The organism is Ruegeria sp. HKCCD7296, assembly GCF_013110775.1.
Lineage (GTDB): Bacteria > Pseudomonadota > Alphaproteobacteria > Rhodobacterales > Rhodobacteraceae > Ruegeria.
Window position 1 is genome coordinate 14,810 of sequence record NZ_WVRF01000026.1, and the last position, 15,836, is coordinate 30,645.

The window sequence follows — 15,836 nt, forward strand, 5'->3', positions numbered from 1 at the left end:
GAAGTCGATTGGTTCTTCGGGTCACAAAAAACCTCTTCAAAGACGTTCGCGGTTCGTTGTACCGGAGCGTGCACCTATAGGTTGCGCGCGCTTCGGTTTTTTTGCAGATACGCTCGATGCCTCCCAAGATTTCTGCCTTATGCCAACAACCAGATTTTACGTTAAGCTGACCCAAGCTGCATTCCTTGAAGAGCTTTGCACGCACGCGGCAACAAATTTTACGCCATTAAGCCCGTCATGAACCGTTGGATAAACAACGGACGCGTCGGTTGAAATCCCATTTCGGAAAGCTTGGATCGCCTCAGCAGCCTCTCCATAGATATTGGCGAAACCTTCAAGATACCCCTCGGGATGGCCCGGAGGGACCCTGCTCAACCGATTTGCAGCGTCACCAGCTCCAGCTCCATTTCGTGTGATCAGACGCTTGGGTTCGTTGTAGGGCGTGAACCACAGGTAATTGGGATCTTCCTGAGACCACTCCAACCCACCTTTTTCGCCATAGACGCGCAAACGAAGTGCGTTTTCATTGCCGGGGGCCACCTGAGAAGACCACAGCATACCACGCGCTCCGCCTTCGAAGCGAAGCAAGACGTGCGCATTGTCATCGACTTTGCGCCCCGGCACAAAGGCCTGCAAGTCTGCCGCCAGGCTTTCCGCATTAAGCCCGGTTACAAAGCATGCGAGGTTGTAAGCATGGGTTCCGATGTCACCGGTTGATCCACCCGCGCCCGAGCGTTCTGGATCGGTTCGCCACTCCGCCTGTTTGAAATCCTGCTGCTCGGTCAGCCAATCCTGCGGGTACTCAACCTGAACTACGCGGATCTTGCCAATATCGCCGTTGGCAACCATTTCACGCGCCTGCCGAACCATTGAATAACCTGTGTAATTGTGGGTCAAAATGAATAGAGCATTCGCGCTTTCTGCTGCTTTGACCAGCTTTTTTGCATCGGCAAGTGTCGAGGTGAGTGGCTTGTCACAAATGACGTGAATACCGCGTTTCAGGAACTCACGCGCAGCTGCATAGTGAACGTTATTTGGCGTGACAATTGAGACGGCCTCGATCCCAGATTTCAGCCGAGCTTCCCTGATTGCCATTTGTTTGAAGTCTTCATAGACCCGTTCAAGCCCCAATGCTTGCCCACTTTCAAGAGATTTCTCTGGCGTTGAAGACAAAGCACCGGCTACCAGCTCGAACTTGTCGTCCAGTCGCGCGGCTATGCGATGAACGCCGCCTATGAAGGCGTCGTTTCCGCCACCAACCATGCCAAGGCGAATACGACCCGAGGTTTCTTCACTGCGTCCTGTGACCATCACTCAATCCCCAGCATTTTACGATTGGCGGCTTCGTCTGCGCCACCATCAGCGAAATCATCAAAGGCTTTCTCGGTCACACGGATGATGTGATCTGACACAAACTGAGCGCCCTCGCGCGCTCCATCTTCGGGGTGTTTGAGACAGCACTCCCATTCGACCACAGCCCAGCCATCAAAGTCATTCGCGGCCATTTTTGAGAACACAGCCCCGAAATCCACCTGACCATCGCCCAGTGAGCGGAACCGCCCGGCCCGATCTACCCAGCTTTGATACCCGGAATAAACACCCTGCCGGCCGGTTGGATTGAACTCGGCATCTTTGACATGGAACATCCGGATCCGATCTTTGTAGATGTCGATATTGTCCAGATAGTCGAGGCATTGCAGCACGTAATGCGACGGGTCGTATAGCATGCAGGCCCGTGGGTGATTGCCTGTCCGCTCGAGAAACATCTCGTACGTAACACCATCGTGGAGGTCCTCTCCGGGGTGGATTTCATAGCAGACATCGACACCGCATTCATCAGCGTGATTCAGGATGGGCACCCAGCGACGCGCAAGCTCATCAAATGCCGTTTCAATCAAGCCGGCAGGGCGCTGCGGCCAAGGATAGACATATGGCCATGCCAGCGCGCCTGAGAATGTCGCATGTGCCGAAATGCCCAAATTTTTCGAAGCGGACAGCGCTTTTTTGACCTGGTCCACGGCCCATTCTTGTCGGGCTTTCGGGTTCCCCCGGACGCTTTCGGCCGCAAAGCCATCAAACGCACTGTCATAGGCTGGGTGAACAGCCACAAGCTGGCCCTGAAGGTGTGTTGAAAGTTCCGTGACTTCGACACCATTTTCCCTGGCTTTGCCTTTGAAGTCATCGCAATAACCTCTGCTAGAAGCGGCCTGTTCTAAGTCGAACAACCGTCCATCCCAACTGGGAACCTGAACGCCTTTGTATCCACAATCAGCCGCCCATTTTGTGATCGCGTCCCACGAATTGAACGGCGCTTCGTCCCCCGCAAACTGTGCAAGAAACAAAGCTGGACCTTTGATCGTTTTCATAAAATTTCCTCCCCAAAACCTAAGCCTCTATGGCGGTAAATTTTCCTTTAGATAGATATCGATACGGATACGTTCCTGAGCTTTGTTGAACGGGACTTTGTCCGAAGTCGCACGCAACAGGCGAACGGCCGAACGAACAATGTGCCCAGTGTCTTGCGAGATTAAGGCGTCAAATGTGCCAAGCCTAAGCGCCTCACGACTGAGTGGAGTAAGCTCATGAGCTATAATCACCAGATCTTTGCTGAGCTTGTTCTCTGAAAGAAATTGAATCAGGCCTGCGTTGCCCGCTGCTGACGAGTATATTCCGACCAGATCCGGATAGGTTTCAAAGATTTCGGGCATCATCTTGTAAATCAGATCCGGGTCATCCCGGCCCTCGACAGACGCTACGACTTGGAGGTGCGGAAATTCCTCAGCCACAACAAGGTCAAAGCCTTGGCGACGCTCGAGATGGTCACGCGCCAATCGGGATCCTGTGAGAACCAAGACCTTGCCTTCGCGATGGACAAATCTACCCATCAGCTGAGCGGCGGTTCGTCCTGCCGAAACGTTATCAATTCCCACAAAGTGGTCTCGCTCAGAACTGGGCAAGTCAGACACCAAGGCGACCACCGGAACGCCTTTGTCCCTGAGCCTTTTTACGGCATCCCGGACAGAAGGCGTTTCGGGTCCGAAAACTGCGACTCCGTCTACATCCAAACTGTCGACAGCATCCAGAATGTTGACGATATCTTGCGGCTCGAACGGCGCGACCTTCTTTATCGCAATGCGGGTCCGCTCGATAAATTGGTCAGGGGATTGATCTGCGATCTGGCTGCTGATTGCCTCTACAAACTCGTTGTCCGTGTCCGGCAGAACAAAGAGGAAGTTGTAAACTCGGTTTCGTGCAAGGTTGGCCGCAGCGGTATCGCGAACATATCCCAGCTCATCAATTGCCTTTTGCACTTTCTGTACGGTTACGGCCCGAACGCCGGGACGTCTGTTCAAGACCCGGTCAACAGTCGCTAGGCTAACACCCGCAACGCGCGCGATGTCATTAACGGTTGGCTTTTTCACCAATTCTAATCTTTGTTTTTGGTCTTCCACGTGTTCTTCAGCCCTCAATCTCCCGCGCTAAGCCTTCAAACAACAAAGCAACAGCCTCAGCGCCGGGATCGTTATGTCCAACAAGGTTTTCTTCGGGAACATAGGCCGCGCGGCCTGCCTTCGCACGACGAATATTCGCGGTGTTGTTCGCGCCTTCGCGGGCAGCCTCGGCCGCATGCGTCAGACCAGATGGCAGTGCCGCAAGCGCCGGTGCCAGAGCGTCAATCATTGTCCTGTCACCGACCTTGGCGCCCCCAACCTGGCTGACGCGATTCAGACCTTCAACCAGAGACTTCGATACCGAAGCCCCGCTCGCACAGGCATCTCCAGCTGCGTTGAAGAAAATTGCAAGTATCACGCCGGAAGAACCACCCATTGTCTGGCTTAACTCATTGCCCAACGCCGGAAACAGTTGTGTCAAATCGGCAAGCGGCATGCGGTCAAGACTTCCTTGCAATGCTCTTGCTGCAGTCGCCAATGTGCTTCCTGTATCGCCATCCCCAGATTTCGCGTCTAGCTCGTTTAGATTCTTCTCTGCGTTGATGAGCAATTCAGACAGCCGGGTGATCGTTTCCCTTGTGGTGGGATTGTGCGAGGGGATTGGATCGATCGGAGTCAGGCCATCAGGCAATGGTGCAACTTTGATCGGGTCGATGGAATTCACCCCGGGCCACGCGGCCAGATCAACGGGTGCTTCAAGGGCTGACAAATCGTCCTGATCTACAGGCAGAATGGAAACCGAAAACCCGTGCATATCCAGCGATGTCATCATTGGTGCCGGGCCAATTATATGATGGGCAATACCAGTCTCGAACAAGGCATGTGTGAGGACAGCCATTTCCAGCGGAGTTGTAGAGCCTAGGTTGTTGACCAACGCCACACAGTCCCCGGTGCCCACCCTTTGCTTCAGCTTCTCCACTACTGTGGACATAGCCGATACGGCATTTGAGAACTCGACTTGCTGTACACCAGGTTCGCCATGGATGCCCAATCCAAGCTCTGCTTTGCCAGGGGCAATCCGGTCTTCTTTTGGAGAACCCGGAACGGTACAGGTGTCCAAGCTCATTCCGATGCTGACAACCTTTGCTATGGTGTTTCTTGCTGCGGTGGTAACGGTATCTAGGTCAGCACCGCTTTCAGCAAGCGCTCCGGCTATTTTGTGAACGAACAACGTACCCGCCACGCCACGTGGTTGCGGAAGGTCGGGTAGGGCGATGTCATCATCGACAACGACCATTTCAACCTTGCGGCCCAATGCGCGGGCGCGTTCCGCTGCCAGTCCAAAATTCAATCGATCTCCAGTGTAATTCTTGACGATAAGCAGGCACCCTGCCTCACCTGTGACCGCAAGAATACCTGCCAGAACCGCTTCGACTGACGGGGACGCAAACACTTCCCCACATACTGCAGCTGTCAGCATACCGGCGCCAACAAAGCCCGCATGGGCGGGTTCGTGACCAGACCCTCCGCCGGACACCAAAGCGACTTTCGACTTGTCCCAATCTGACCTCAAGACAACCTTGATGTGCGGGTAGCCGTCCAACCGGATAAGTTGTCCTCCGGAGGAGGTCAGAAGGCCGTCTATCGCCTCGGTTACCAGGGTTTCTTTTGTGTTGAGGAACTGGGCCATGCTTTTGCTCCTTAATTCACACGCGCGCCGGACGCGTCAAAATACAACGGGTTGTGGGGGCGGATTTTTATAATCTTTCCAGATGGGTAGTCCTGATGGACATCGATCAGGGTCACCACCGGGTGACCATTCAGATCCAAATGCAGCCGTGTTTGGTCTCCCAGATGCTCGGCGCGTATCACGCGCGCCTCGCTGCCTTCGCCTTCGATGATGTTTTCCGGGCGCAGGCCGATCTGCGGGCCTTTGTGATCGCCTCCGAACAACTCGGACGGCAGGATGTTGATCCGTGGCAGTCCCAACCGGCTGGCGACGTAAACACTGCCCGGGTTTTCATAGATGTCCCGGGGTGTTCCGTATTGAACCAGCCTGCCGTTTTCCAAAACGCCGATATGTGTCGCCATTGTCATGGCTTCGACCTGATCATGCGTCACGTACAGTAAGGTCGACCCCAGATCGGCCTGAATCCTTTTAAGCTCGACCCGCAAATCCGCCCGAAGCTTGGCGTCCAAAGAGCTGAGCGGTTCATCCATCAGGAAAATCTGTGGGTCACGCACAAGCGCACGTCCGATTGAAACGCGCTGCATTTCACCGCCGGACAGTTCAGTGGCTTTGTTGTCCAGCTTGTGCGGAATTTGCAGGATCTCAGCGACTTCGTTAACCTTCCTCGTGATCTCATCCTCTGGTGTCTTCAGGATCGGCGACCGCAAAGGGAAAGACAGGTTCTCGCGCACCGTCATATGCGGGTACAGCGAGTATTGCTGGAAGACCATCGCCACATCGCGCTGGGCAGGTGTATCTATACCGACGTCACGCCCGGCAATGCGTACTGATCCAGAGTCCAGTTTCTCAAGCCCGGATATCAATCTCAGCGTCGTTGTTTTTCCAGCGCCAGTCGGACCCAACAACACCACAAAGGCACCGTTGGGGATCGTCATCGAAATACCGTCCACCGCTTTGACGTTGCCAAATGACTTCGAGATATTCTCCAAAACGACTTCAGCCATTGCTCAGTACCTCGTCGTTCAGAGCGGACCTCAACGCGCGTCCGGTGGATCTTTCAAAAAGGGTTACAGCAGGTGAGCGGAACTCCAATCCAACGGTCTCACCGGGACTGACGACCTCGCGTGCATCAATTCGCGCTTTCAGTTCACCGTTCGGGCTTTGCAGTGTAACGATTTGGGTGGTCCCCAGGTATTCTGCTGCCAGGACTCTGGCCCGGTATTCGCTCCCATCCGACAGAAAAACATGCTCGGGGCGAACGCCAAAAACCAAGTCACCTTCCGCCCCTTCCATCAACCTCGGCACGGCTTCGTCATGGCCATTCAGCCGAACCATTTCCGAACCAGGCTCGACCTTTCCCTCAAACGGCAGGAAATTCATCGAAGGAGACCCGATAAAATCCGCAACGAACATCGTCGCTGGTTTGTCGTAGATTTCCTGGGGTGTACCGAATTGCTCGATCACAGCGTTGTTCATCACAACGATCTTGTCGCCCATTTGCATGGCTTCTAACTGATCGTGTGTGACGTAAACAGTGGTTGCGCCCATGCGATCATGAAGCGCGCGCAATTCTTCGGCCATATGCTCCCGAAACTCGGCATCCAAGGCGCCCAGCGGTTCGTCCATCATGAACGCTTTGGGTTCGCGAACGATCGCGCGGCCCAGCGCCACGCGCTGCCTGTCGCCACCTGACAGTCCACCTACGGGGCTATCGAGAATGTCGTTGATCCCCAGAATTCCCGCGACTTCCTCTACTTTGGCTTTGACCGCAGCACGCGGCATGCCCTGCGATATCAGGGGGTAGCTGATATTTTTGCGCACGTTCATGTGAGGATACAGCGCAAACATCTGGAACACGAATGCAATGTCTCGCTCTGATGGGGGCCGCTGGCTGATCTCCTCACCGTCCAGGTAGATTTCACCTGACGTTGGAAGTTCCAAGCCTGCGATCATCCGCAGTGTCGTCGTTTTTCCGCAGCCAGAGGGCCCTAGCAACATGAAAAACTCACCGTCCTCAATCGTGAACGAGCTTTCGCGAACAGCCGTGAAATCGCCGAACATCTTCTTTACGTTTTTGACTACGATCTGGGCCATTTCTACTCCGGGAAATGGCTGACGATGATGAACATGACGGTTCCGATCAGCGTGACGATGAAAGAGTAGGTGAAGGCCCAAAGGACAAAGGGCTGCATCAGCATAAAGACACCCAGCGCAATAAGGATGGTTGCGACCATCTCCCATGGGCCGCGGCGAAATCGCAACAATCCGTTAAGAAACCCGCTCATTTGCGTACGGCTCCGAATGTGATCCCACGCAGCAAGTGTTTGCGCATCAGGATGGTGAATATCATGACAGGGATCAGGAAGATCGTGGCACCTGCCGCCACAGCAGGCCAATCCAGGCCGCCAATACCGATAATGGTTGGGATGAACGGTGGTGCAGTCTGCGCGTTCGCGGATGTCAGCAGCACGGCAAACGCGTACTCATTCCAGGCGAAGATCAAGCAAAAGATAGCTGTTGAGGCTATGCCGGTCGCGGCTTGCGGCAGCACCACTTTGTAAAACGCCTGAAACCGTGTGTAGCCATCTATGAGCGCGGCTTCTTCGTACTCTCTTGGGATTTCGTCAATGAAGCCTTTTAGCAACCAGACCGCCAAGGAAATATTTACACCCGTATATAGCAGGATCATTCCAAGATGCGTGTCGCTTAATCCAAGGTTTCTGAACATCAGGAAGATTGGGATTGCGACAGCAACTGGTGGCATCATCCTTGTACTCAGGATGAAGAACAGAAGGTCGTCCTTGAGTGGGACCTTGAACCTGCTGAATGCATAGGCGGCCAGAGTGCCTAGGAAGATACTCAAGAACGTCGAGCCAAATCCGATGATAACCGAATTCATAAAGCGCTCGCCGAACTTCGATGGTCCTACAATCACCATGTCGTACTGGCGGACGATTTCATCGGTCCAGTTCTGCGGCGGGTTCGCTTCCAAAAACTCCTGCGTCTGCCGCGTGCGCGTGGTGAATAGATTTACATACCCTTCAAGCGTTGGGTCAAAGACCACTTTGGGCGGGTAGCTGATCGCATCGGCCGGAGATTTGAAACCCGTCAGCAAGATCCATACCAGTGGGATCATCGTAATCATCGCATAGCCGATGACCAGAAAGCCTGCGATCCACTTGGACCGGTTTGAAGGTTCAGTGACGGAAAAACTGCTCATCTCTGTTTCACCTTGTTCAGGGCTTTGACGTAGATCGACGCAAGGCCGAACACGGTGACGAAAAGGATAATCGCATAGGCTGACGCATAGCCCGTACGCCACTTCTCAAAGGCTTCGCGTTTCAGGTTGATCGAAGTGAGTTCCGTAACAGACCCCGGCCCCCCGCCGGTTAGCTGAACCACCAGATCGAACATCTTGAAGTTCTCGATTCCTCGAAACAGCACCGCGAGCATCAGGAACGGTAGCACCATCGGAATGGTGATTGTGAAGAACTGCCGCAGCTTGCTGGCCCTGTCGATCTCAGCCGCCTCGTAGATGTAATCGGGAATGCTGCGCAGCCCGGCCAGACAGATTAGCATCACGAAGGGGGTCCACATCCAGGTGTCGACAATCACGATCGCCCAAGGGGCCAGATTGACGGATCCGAGCATTTCAAAGCTCGATGGGTCTTTGCCTGTAAACCAGGACACGATGTAGTTAAACAGCCCGATTTGAGGTTGATACAGGAACTTCCAGAAGTTCCCGACGACTGCAGGAGACAGCATCATCGGCAGCACGATGATCGTTGTCCAAAGATCGTTGCCCTTGAATTTCTTGTTGAGCAACCAGGCCAGAGTAAACCCGATCAAGACCTGGAAAAAAATCGTCCAGAACAGGAAGTGCGCCGTCGCCTGCATATTTAGCCAGGTGTCCGAGTCTGTCAGAATACGCTCGTAATTCCTGAGCCCGACATCTTTGACTTCGCGCCCGATCCGGTTGGCCTTGTAGTTGGTAAAGCTCAGTTGGATGGTCCAGATCAACGGAAAGATGTTGATCGCCAGCAATAGGAATATCGTTGGGGAGATGAATATCCAGGCGATCGCGCGATCGGATAAACCTCGTATTTTTCGCGCAACTCGCTCGGGCGTTGCCTGCGCAACGCGATCTACGGTCCTGTCAGACATCTCTTTGCCAGTTCTTGTTGGTTTAGGACTCACGGGTGAAGGTGGAGCGGGATAGCACCCGCTCCTGCCTTTGTCCGGACTACAGCTTGCCTTCGTCTTCGAAGACTTCCGTCCAATCTTCAATCAGAAGATCAAGCGCTTCTTGAGCTGTACCTTGATCAGCAACCACGTAGTCGTGGATGCGTTTCTGCATGGCCAGCAGGAGTTCCGCGTAGGCAGGCTCTTGCCAGAAATCCTGAACTCCAGCCATTGCTTCAAGGAAGTCACCGGCAAACGGTTGGCTGTCCACGAAACCAGGATCTTGCAGCACGGAGTTATGTGCCGAATAGCCGCCTAGCTCCCACCATTTGGCCTGCACTTCTGGCTGTGCGAACCACTTGATGTATTCAAGGGCGGCGTCCTGTTTGTCAGAGTAGCTGACAACAGAAATGCCTTGTCCGCCAAGCGTTGAACCTGCCTGATTTTGTGGCGGGTTTACAAAGAAGTCGATCTTGTCACCGCCGGTATTGGGGTCGGCATAGAGACCTGGGAAGAACGCAAACCAGTTCATCGCCATGGCGACCTGACCGGACTTAAAGGCATCCAGGCTCTCACCCATGTAAGAGTTGGTATATCCCGGAGGTGTCGCCGTTTTGTAGAATTCCTTGTAAAATTCTAGAGCTTCAACAGCTTCCGGTGAGTTTACAGCACCTTCCATGTCATATGAGCCCGGGGTGTTTTCGTATTTGAAACCCCATGGATACAGCGCTCCGGTCACACCCATGGTGATCCCTTCCGAGCCGCGTTCGGTAAAGATTGCTGCACCGTAGACAGTCTTGCCGTCGATTTCACGACCCTGAAAGAACTGGGCGATCTGCAACAACTCTTTCTGAGACTGAGGTTCACGTAGGTCCTGACCAGTCGCCTCCTTGTATGCAGCTTGGATTTCGGGATTTTCGAACCAGTCCTTGCGATAGAACCAGCCGTTTGCATCGCCCATCGCAGGCAGCGCGTAGTAGTTTGGTGTACCTTTGGGCCAGGTCGAGTAAGCGTAAACAGTGGCCGGTGCGAAATCGTCCATGCTGATGCCTTCAGCATCGAAGAAGTCGTTCAGCTGGACGTAATGACCATTCTCAGCGCCGCCGCCGATCCATTGGCTGTCACCGATCAGTAGGTCGCAGAGCTTACCCCCAGAGTTCAGCTCGTTCAGCATACGGTCCGCAAAATTTGGCCACGGAACAAATTCGAAGTTCATCGTGTGGCCGGATTCTGCTTCGAATTCCTTGGATAGTTCGACAAGCGCGTTGGCCGGATCCCATGCAGCCCAACATAGCGTCAGATCTTCAGCATTTGCCTTGGTAGAAAGAGTAGTAGCGGCAAGGACTATTGCGCTGGCCGAAGCCAGTTTTGTGTAAGTCATCCATTCCTCCCTTTTTGCGCCGTCAATCGAGGATGTGCGAATCGCGGCATACTTCCAAGGCTATTTGAGGTACGCACCTCATGTCCAGAAATATTTGAGGTTCGTACCTCAGATGAGCAGGGAAGTTCGTTGAACTTGTTGTCTTAACCTATGATTTTAATAGAAATTGTTTGTTTTCTTTGATGTGCATCTATTTTCGGCAGTAAGGTTTTAAATTGCCATATCGACAAAAAATTGGCGCGGCCCACTTTGGCGGCCATCATGGTTCCAACACGTTTAGCGAACCCGCTGCTGAAGCACTCACAGATTATTTAGTCGATACCTAGGAGAATTGGAGATAGCTTCAAAAAGCACGCACCACTCGGGATCGTGCATAACTCGTTTGGTCAGGTGCAAACGTATGAAAACTCTCTCTATCGTAAGATTGAACCGCTACCCAATAAAAGGCTTGAGCGCCGAGCCCATGCAAACTGTAACGCTGCGTTCAGGAGATGGCATTCCAGGTGACCGTCTGTTCGGATTTGCTCGATACAACTCCGGTTTCGACGTACATAACCCGCAGCCGCTCCCGAAAGATCGCTTTGTTGTTTTGTTGAATGAAGCTGCGCTTGCAGGCGTTAAGACAAATTTTAATGTTGAGACCCAATATCTTGAGATCAAAGCGAGCGGCAAAACACGCAGCTTTAATATGCAAGCACCAGAAGATCGGATGAATGCGGTGAGTTTCCTGTCTTCGGAGATCGACCTAAAAGACCCCGAACCACCAAATTTCGTTTCGTCCGCTCCGCATCGGTTTACAGATGTATCTGTCGTGTCACCTAAAATGATGAACGCGATATCCGTTCTAAATCTGGCGTCTGTGGAAAAGTTAGGTGAAAAACTGAACGCGGAAGTCCACCCAGCGCGCTTCCGGGCGAATATCGAGATGGACGGTTTACCCCCGTTTTCTGAGTTGGATGAAGCTGGATCAGTTTTTAGATTTGGCGATGTTGAGTTAAAGATACTCTCACGTACGAAAAGGTGTGCAGCCACTGAAGTGAACCCGGAAACGGCTAAGCGGGACCTGAAGATACCCTATCTAATTCGGAAGTTGATGGGTCATACGGACATGGGTGTCTATGTTGAGGTTGCTGTAGGCGGAACGTTGAGAGTCGGCCAAATTGGGGAGATGTTGAATTGAGTGTTACTCACCCCGCCAGAGTGGCAGTCGCAGGCGATTTGTCCCGCGTTCTCTCAAGTAATTTGTGTCTACGCTTTCGCCAGTCGTTTTCTTGCTCGCCCAGCCTAGCGAATGTGACTCCGTCAAAAAAATGCTCCAGATGAAGCATGTAATTGACCGAACCTGGAAAGTTCACAAAGGTCGTTTTTTGCGGATTTCTCTGACCTCTTCCCAGGCTTGGGAAGAAAGATGGGCTTCGACCGGCTGCCGATTGCGCTCGTTGCAGCCATCGAATTCGTCAGTACCATCGTTATTGCTCTTTTGGGCGTACGTACTGGGCGCAACTATCTTGCCTTTGCCTTCGCAATCATCGGCGTAGCCCTCCTGATTGACGTGCCGTCGCTACTGGCAGCAGATGGACCTGATCTCATTTCTGATCTTCTTGGCCTGTTCTGGGCGGTGCTGAACAGCTCGCTTTTCGTTCTCTACATCATCTTCGGCCACAAGATTTCCGAAGGTGGCGCGTCGGGCGGTGTGGAGCGCCTTGGCGCTGTCTCGACAGCGGCCTTTATATTTGTGATGCCCATAGGTTTCCCGCAAGCCCTCGACGATTTTGGTGCGCCCTCGCTGGTACTGACCGGGATCGGCGTCGGCATCTTTTCCTCGTTAATCTCCTATGTCTGCGATCAGCTCGCGATGGCCCGCTTGCCACGTGCCAGCTTCGCGTTCCTTATGGCTCATCTGCCAGCGACCGCTACGATCATCGTCGCGACGGTCTTGCGTCAGGTTCCGAGCGCTGTGGATGTCCTCGGCGTGCTCCTCGTCATGATTGGCGTAGCCGTTCACAAATCCTGTCGATGCGGTCTGCGGGTGTCGACGGCGACTAGAATCGGCCATTCGCTGCAACCTGACGAACGAGCAGGTTGGGCTCAATGCGGTGCTGTCAGACGAATTCGAACCAGTCTCAGTTTGCCGCGGAAACCGCGAACCTATCCGGAACAAAGTTGACGCCACTCGCTAAGAGCGGCGGCGCGAGTCAGCTTGAAGGTGTCTCGGCTGGCTAGCGATCTTTCCTGGTTGAAGTGGTTGTAGATGGAGGAATGGACGGCGGCGAACTTCTGCAAACTTCGCATGCGCCTGAAACGCTGCATCGCGCGTTCGCGTCGTCGAAACGGCAGGTGCGAGTTCTCGACGCGGTTGTTGAGCCACCTGCCCGTTTGCTGTTTTTCGAATGCACCCAGTTCTCTGAGCGCGGCTCTGTATGAGGCGAAGCGATCCGCGACGACATTTTCCGCTTTTCCGTGTCGCTTCATCAATTTCTTGAGGAATTTCAATGCTGCCTGCTTGTTTCGGCGTTTGGTAACAACGGCTTCCAGCACCTCGCCTTCGTGATCAACAGCCCGCCAAAGATAATTCCGCTTGCCATTTACCCTCACGAAAACCTCGTCCACGTGCCACTTCCATTTCGAGAATGCGTGCTGCTGCTGAACACGCTTTCGTCTGATCTCAGCAGTAAACATCGGGCCAAACCTGTTCCACCAATATCGGACAGTTTCGTGGCTCACGTCGATGCCTCGTGCGTGCAGCAGGTCTTCAACATTCCGAAGCGAGAGAGGGAAACGGATGTACAGCATCACCGCACGGCGGATGATCTCTGGTCTGGTTTTGAAGTACTTGAAAGAGGCCGGATTGGTCATGGGCAAAAACTACGCAACACCCCTGCCCCGCTCAACCAAAGTTCGTCTGACAAGACCCATTTTCTGAATACTAACTGCTAAGAATTTACCTTTGGTTCAAAGGCCGAATGGGCTTCAGGAGAAAAAGATTACGGCGATTTTGAGCGGTAGCTTTGGGCTCGATGCAAACGTTCGCACAGTTTCTGCGAAAGACCGCTTTGCGGACAAACCTGACGTTCGCTGAGGTCGTTCTCCAAATCTCGCCAAACTCGGGAGCCTAGGCCAAAGATCACAGTCAACCATAGCGACACGCTTAACAGACCGGTATCCGAAAAAAACAAGACCACTTATGGATCTGTGACACCAGTCTCGCTCAATGTTTCACCCGAAGCACTGCTAGGTTGGCTGATACCTAAAATAGTGCTTAGAGTGACGGCCACGTCCACCGTGGAGACAGGGCGGCTTACGCGAGTCGGCTTGATGCCTGGACCAGCAAAGATGATTGGAACATGCGTGTCATAGCGCCAAGGCGATCCGTGCATCACGGCAATTGGACCATCCTCAAAGAGAAAAGAATAAGGCGTTTGCACAACATAAATGTCGCCGGAGCGCGTTGGGTGATAATTTCGCCGGATCTGCTCCTCAAGGGTATGCCCTCGCTGTTCAGCAAGCGGTTCGGTTGGCATTGCAAGTTCAATGCCAGATGCAGCCATCAGTTTTTCGGCGATACGTTTTTCGATTACGCGCCGGTCGGTGCCCGATGCTTCAATCGCGACGTTGTCCAGATAAACGTAAGGACGAAAAAAGAATTGTATTGCGGATTCCACTCCGAACTCATCGGCGATCACCGAGTTCACATCCATCATCAATGCTTCGGTGGAGTTTCGGAGTGTCGAAAGCCCGGCTTCGGCCATCTCTTCTGGCGCTTCCGGCATCCCATGATCGGCAGAAAGCACGTAAAGCACATTCGCACGCCCAACCTCTCGATCCATAAACTCAAAGAAATCTGCCAATGTCTCATCCAAACAACGCACCATTTCTTCATTTTCTAGGCTAGATGGTCCGAAGAAATGGTTGGTTGCGTCTACACCTGAAAAACTGACGCTTAGGTAGTCGGGCCATTCGTCATCACCGAGCCCTTCCTCTTTGACCACGGTTTTCGCGAAGTCGGCCGTGATCCGGTCCCCATGCGGCGACAATAAAACCTGCGTGTAATAGAGCCCGTCGTCCGGAGTCCCATAGAAATGGGGGAAGGTGCGACCGAACGTGCCAAGGTTGGTTACAAAGGAGCGTTCCTTTCTTTCCATGAGGTAAGGCGCGTCTGAACACTCGGGCCACCACTCACTTTCGATCTTCGCGTCAGCGGGGCGTTTTGAATTCCAATCGAGAACCCAATCAGGATACGCATCGTAGTAAAATTCACTTGTTTCAAAGGCTCCTGTGGCCGCCGACAGCCAAAAAGCCTTTCCAGAATGTCCCGCCATTGCAACCGCCGAACGGTCTTTACCAGATACGGAAAAAACCTTAGATCGGCCCGCATTTGCTTTCACCAACTCGTCTCCAAACGTCGTCGCCAACAAGTTAACGGGAGAACGGCCCGAAGTCGCAGCAGCGGCTTGTGTCGGATCGACTTGATCAACGTTTCCGCCGAAGCCAGGAACTGGCAACATCGGGTAGTCCGGATCTTCAATATTATAACCCAATCGCTCTTCAGCCCTGTTGAACCAGGCATTGCCTATCATTCCATGTTCAGAGGGATGGGCTCCTGTCGCGAGGGTCGCGTGACCAACAATGGTTTCGGTGTTGGCGTGACGATGATGAGCGTCGGTATACCAGACTCCGCTTTCCATAAGTCTTTTAAAACCGGCTTCGCCGAAGGAGGCCTCATAACGAGAAATCAAGTCTCCGCGCAGCCCATCAACTGTGATTTGCACAACAAGTCTGATGTCTTCCGTCGCACTGGCTGCCGTCGTGGAAATTGATAGGATGATGGTTGAGACTAACGCCAGTGATCGCTGCATTTATTACCTCATAGGACGACCTGATGCTCTGAATACCAGCATCAACGTCCACCGGCTACCTAAGGTCAGAAAAGATGATCTTTTAAACTTCTACTTTCGGACAAAGCAGCCTGAGGCTGATACTGCGAACTTCGCTACAACGCGCCAGCCAGATCGCAGATACGAACGCAGCTATGCAGTGTGATTTACCAAAAAGCAGCCATTAACGAGCTGCTATTCTCTCATCGTCCAAGCCGCGCTTTCGCTGTGCAACCGACTGGCTCCAAAGTCGCCGATACAATGTCCGTCATCGAATGATTTGGAACACGAGCGTTTGATTGGCTTAGGAGGATCAG

The 15,836-nt window shown here is 53.2% G+C and carries 14 protein-coding genes; 2 read left to right on the plus strand and 12 right to left on the minus strand.

The annotated features are described in order from the left end of the window. Positions 1–156 precede the first annotated feature (156 nt). From GS632_RS21325 to GS632_RS21370, 10 genes are all read right to left on the minus strand, one after another. Positions 157–1,311 (minus strand): Gfo/Idh/MocA family protein, encoded by a 1,155-nt coding sequence (locus GS632_RS21325; protein ID WP_171180464.1) that lies wholly within the window; start codon positions 1,309–1,311, stop codon positions 157–159. Then, a complete protein-coding gene (locus tag GS632_RS21330; RefSeq protein WP_171180466.1) occupies positions 1,311–2,366 on the minus strand; it encodes a sugar phosphate isomerase/epimerase in 1,056 nt (351 codons plus the stop codon). The genes GS632_RS21325 and GS632_RS21330 overlap by 1 nt, the downstream gene beginning before the upstream one ends. A 27-nt stretch (positions 2,367–2,393) precedes the next feature. Next, entirely contained in the window at positions 2,394–3,422 is a 1,029-nt protein-coding gene (locus GS632_RS21335; protein WP_348540123.1) for a LacI family DNA-binding transcriptional regulator, read from the minus strand. Between the two features lie 37 nt (positions 3,423–3,459). After that, a complete protein-coding gene (locus tag GS632_RS21340) occupies positions 3,460–5,082 on the minus strand; it encodes a dihydroxyacetone kinase subunit DhaK (protein WP_171180470.1) in 1,623 nt (540 codons plus the stop codon). Between the two features lie 11 nt (positions 5,083–5,093). Then, positions 5,094–6,086: an ABC transporter ATP-binding protein gene (locus GS632_RS21345; protein WP_171180472.1), complete on the minus strand. Its 993-nt coding sequence runs from the start codon at positions 6,084–6,086 to the stop codon at positions 5,094–5,096. Continuing rightward, complete coding sequence (locus GS632_RS21350; protein ID WP_171180474.1) at positions 6,079–7,176, minus strand: ABC transporter ATP-binding protein; 1,098 nt, start codon at positions 7,174–7,176, stop codon at positions 6,079–6,081. The genes GS632_RS21345 and GS632_RS21350 overlap by 8 nt, the downstream gene beginning before the upstream one ends. A gap of 2 nt (positions 7,177–7,178) precedes the next feature. Then, positions 7,179–7,367, minus strand: coding sequence for a hypothetical protein (locus GS632_RS21355; protein WP_171180476.1), 189 nt, complete (start codon positions 7,365–7,367; stop codon positions 7,179–7,181). Next, positions 7,364–8,302 (minus strand): carbohydrate ABC transporter permease, encoded by a 939-nt coding sequence (locus GS632_RS21360; RefSeq protein ID WP_171180478.1) that lies wholly within the window; start codon positions 8,300–8,302, stop codon positions 7,364–7,366. The genes GS632_RS21355 and GS632_RS21360 overlap by 4 nt, the downstream gene beginning before the upstream one ends. Then, positions 8,299–9,246, minus strand: a complete 948-nt coding sequence (locus GS632_RS21365; RefSeq protein WP_171180480.1) for a carbohydrate ABC transporter permease — start codon at positions 9,244–9,246, stop codon at positions 8,299–8,301. The genes GS632_RS21360 and GS632_RS21365 overlap by 4 nt, the downstream gene beginning before the upstream one ends. Positions 9,247–9,325: 79 nt before the next feature. Beyond that, positions 9,326–10,645, minus strand: coding sequence for an ABC transporter substrate-binding protein (locus GS632_RS21370; protein ID WP_171180483.1), 1,320 nt, complete (start codon positions 10,643–10,645; stop codon positions 9,326–9,328). A gap of 400 nt (positions 10,646–11,045) precedes the next feature. Between GS632_RS21370 and GS632_RS21375 the strand changes: the two genes are divergently transcribed. Continuing rightward, positions 11,046–11,825: an MOSC domain-containing protein gene (locus tag GS632_RS21375; protein ID WP_171180484.1), complete on the plus strand. Its 780-nt coding sequence runs from the start codon at positions 11,046–11,048 to the stop codon at positions 11,823–11,825. Between the two features lie 228 nt (positions 11,826–12,053). Next, a complete protein-coding gene (locus GS632_RS21380; RefSeq protein WP_245223252.1) occupies positions 12,054–12,812 on the plus strand; it encodes a DMT family transporter in 759 nt (252 codons plus the stop codon). On the opposite strand, the gene GS632_RS21385 is transcribed toward GS632_RS21380, so the two are convergent. Both GS632_RS21385 and GS632_RS21390 read right to left on the minus strand, forming a co-directional pair. Further along, a complete protein-coding gene (locus tag GS632_RS21385) occupies positions 12,794–13,501 on the minus strand; it encodes an IS6 family transposase (RefSeq protein WP_171180486.1) in 708 nt (235 codons plus the stop codon). The two genes, GS632_RS21380 and GS632_RS21385, sit on opposite strands and share 19 nt — an antisense overlap. 326 nt (positions 13,502–13,827) lie before the next feature. Further along, positions 13,828–15,501 carry an alkaline phosphatase family protein gene (locus GS632_RS21390; RefSeq protein ID WP_171176824.1) on the minus strand — a complete coding sequence of 558 codons (1,674 nt, stop codon included), beginning with the start codon at positions 15,499–15,501 and terminating at the stop codon, positions 13,828–13,830. Between the last annotated feature and the right edge of the window lie 335 nt (positions 15,502–15,836).

Excerpts from the sequence above, each read along its gene's own strand:
- GS632_RS21345 (WP_171180472.1), bottom strand. The coding sequence starts at position 6,086 with ATGGCTGAAGTCGTTTTGGAGAATATCTCGAAGTCATTTGGCAACGTC.
- GS632_RS21325 (WP_171180464.1), bottom strand. The coding sequence starts at position 1,311 with ATGGTCACAGGACGCAGTGAAGAAACCTCGGGTCGTATTCGCCTTGGC.
- GS632_RS21340 (WP_171180470.1), bottom strand. The coding sequence starts at position 5,082 with ATGGCCCAGTTCCTCAACACAAAAGAAACCCTGGTAACCGAGGCGATA.
- GS632_RS21375 (WP_171180484.1), top strand. The coding sequence starts at position 11,046 with ATGAAAACTCTCTCTATCGTAAGATTGAACCGCTACCCAATAAAAGGC.
- GS632_RS21370 (WP_171180483.1), bottom strand. The coding sequence starts at position 10,645 with ATGACTTACACAAAACTGGCTTCGGCCAGCGCAATAGTCCTTGCCGCT.
- GS632_RS21385 (WP_171180486.1), bottom strand. The coding sequence starts at position 13,501 with ATGACCAATCCGGCCTCTTTCAAGTACTTCAAAACCAGACCAGAGATC.
- GS632_RS21365 (WP_171180480.1), bottom strand. The coding sequence starts at position 9,246 with ATGTCTGACAGGACCGTAGATCGCGTTGCGCAGGCAACGCCCGAGCGA.
- GS632_RS21390 (WP_171176824.1), bottom strand. The coding sequence starts at position 15,501 with ATGCAGCGATCACTGGCGTTAGTCTCAACCATCATCCTATCAATTTCC.
- GS632_RS21355 (WP_171180476.1), bottom strand. The coding sequence starts at position 7,367 with ATGAGCGGGTTTCTTAACGGATTGTTGCGATTTCGCCGCGGCCCATGG.
- GS632_RS21330 (WP_171180466.1), bottom strand. The coding sequence starts at position 2,366 with ATGAAAACGATCAAAGGTCCAGCTTTGTTTCTTGCACAGTTTGCGGGG.
- GS632_RS21380 (WP_245223252.1), top strand. The coding sequence starts at position 12,054 with ATGGGCTTCGACCGGCTGCCGATTGCGCTCGTTGCAGCCATCGAATTC.
- GS632_RS21360 (WP_171180478.1), bottom strand. The coding sequence starts at position 8,302 with ATGAGCAGTTTTTCCGTCACTGAACCTTCAAACCGGTCCAAGTGGATC.
- GS632_RS21350 (WP_171180474.1), bottom strand. The coding sequence starts at position 7,176 with ATGGCCCAGATCGTAGTCAAAAACGTAAAGAAGATGTTCGGCGATTTC.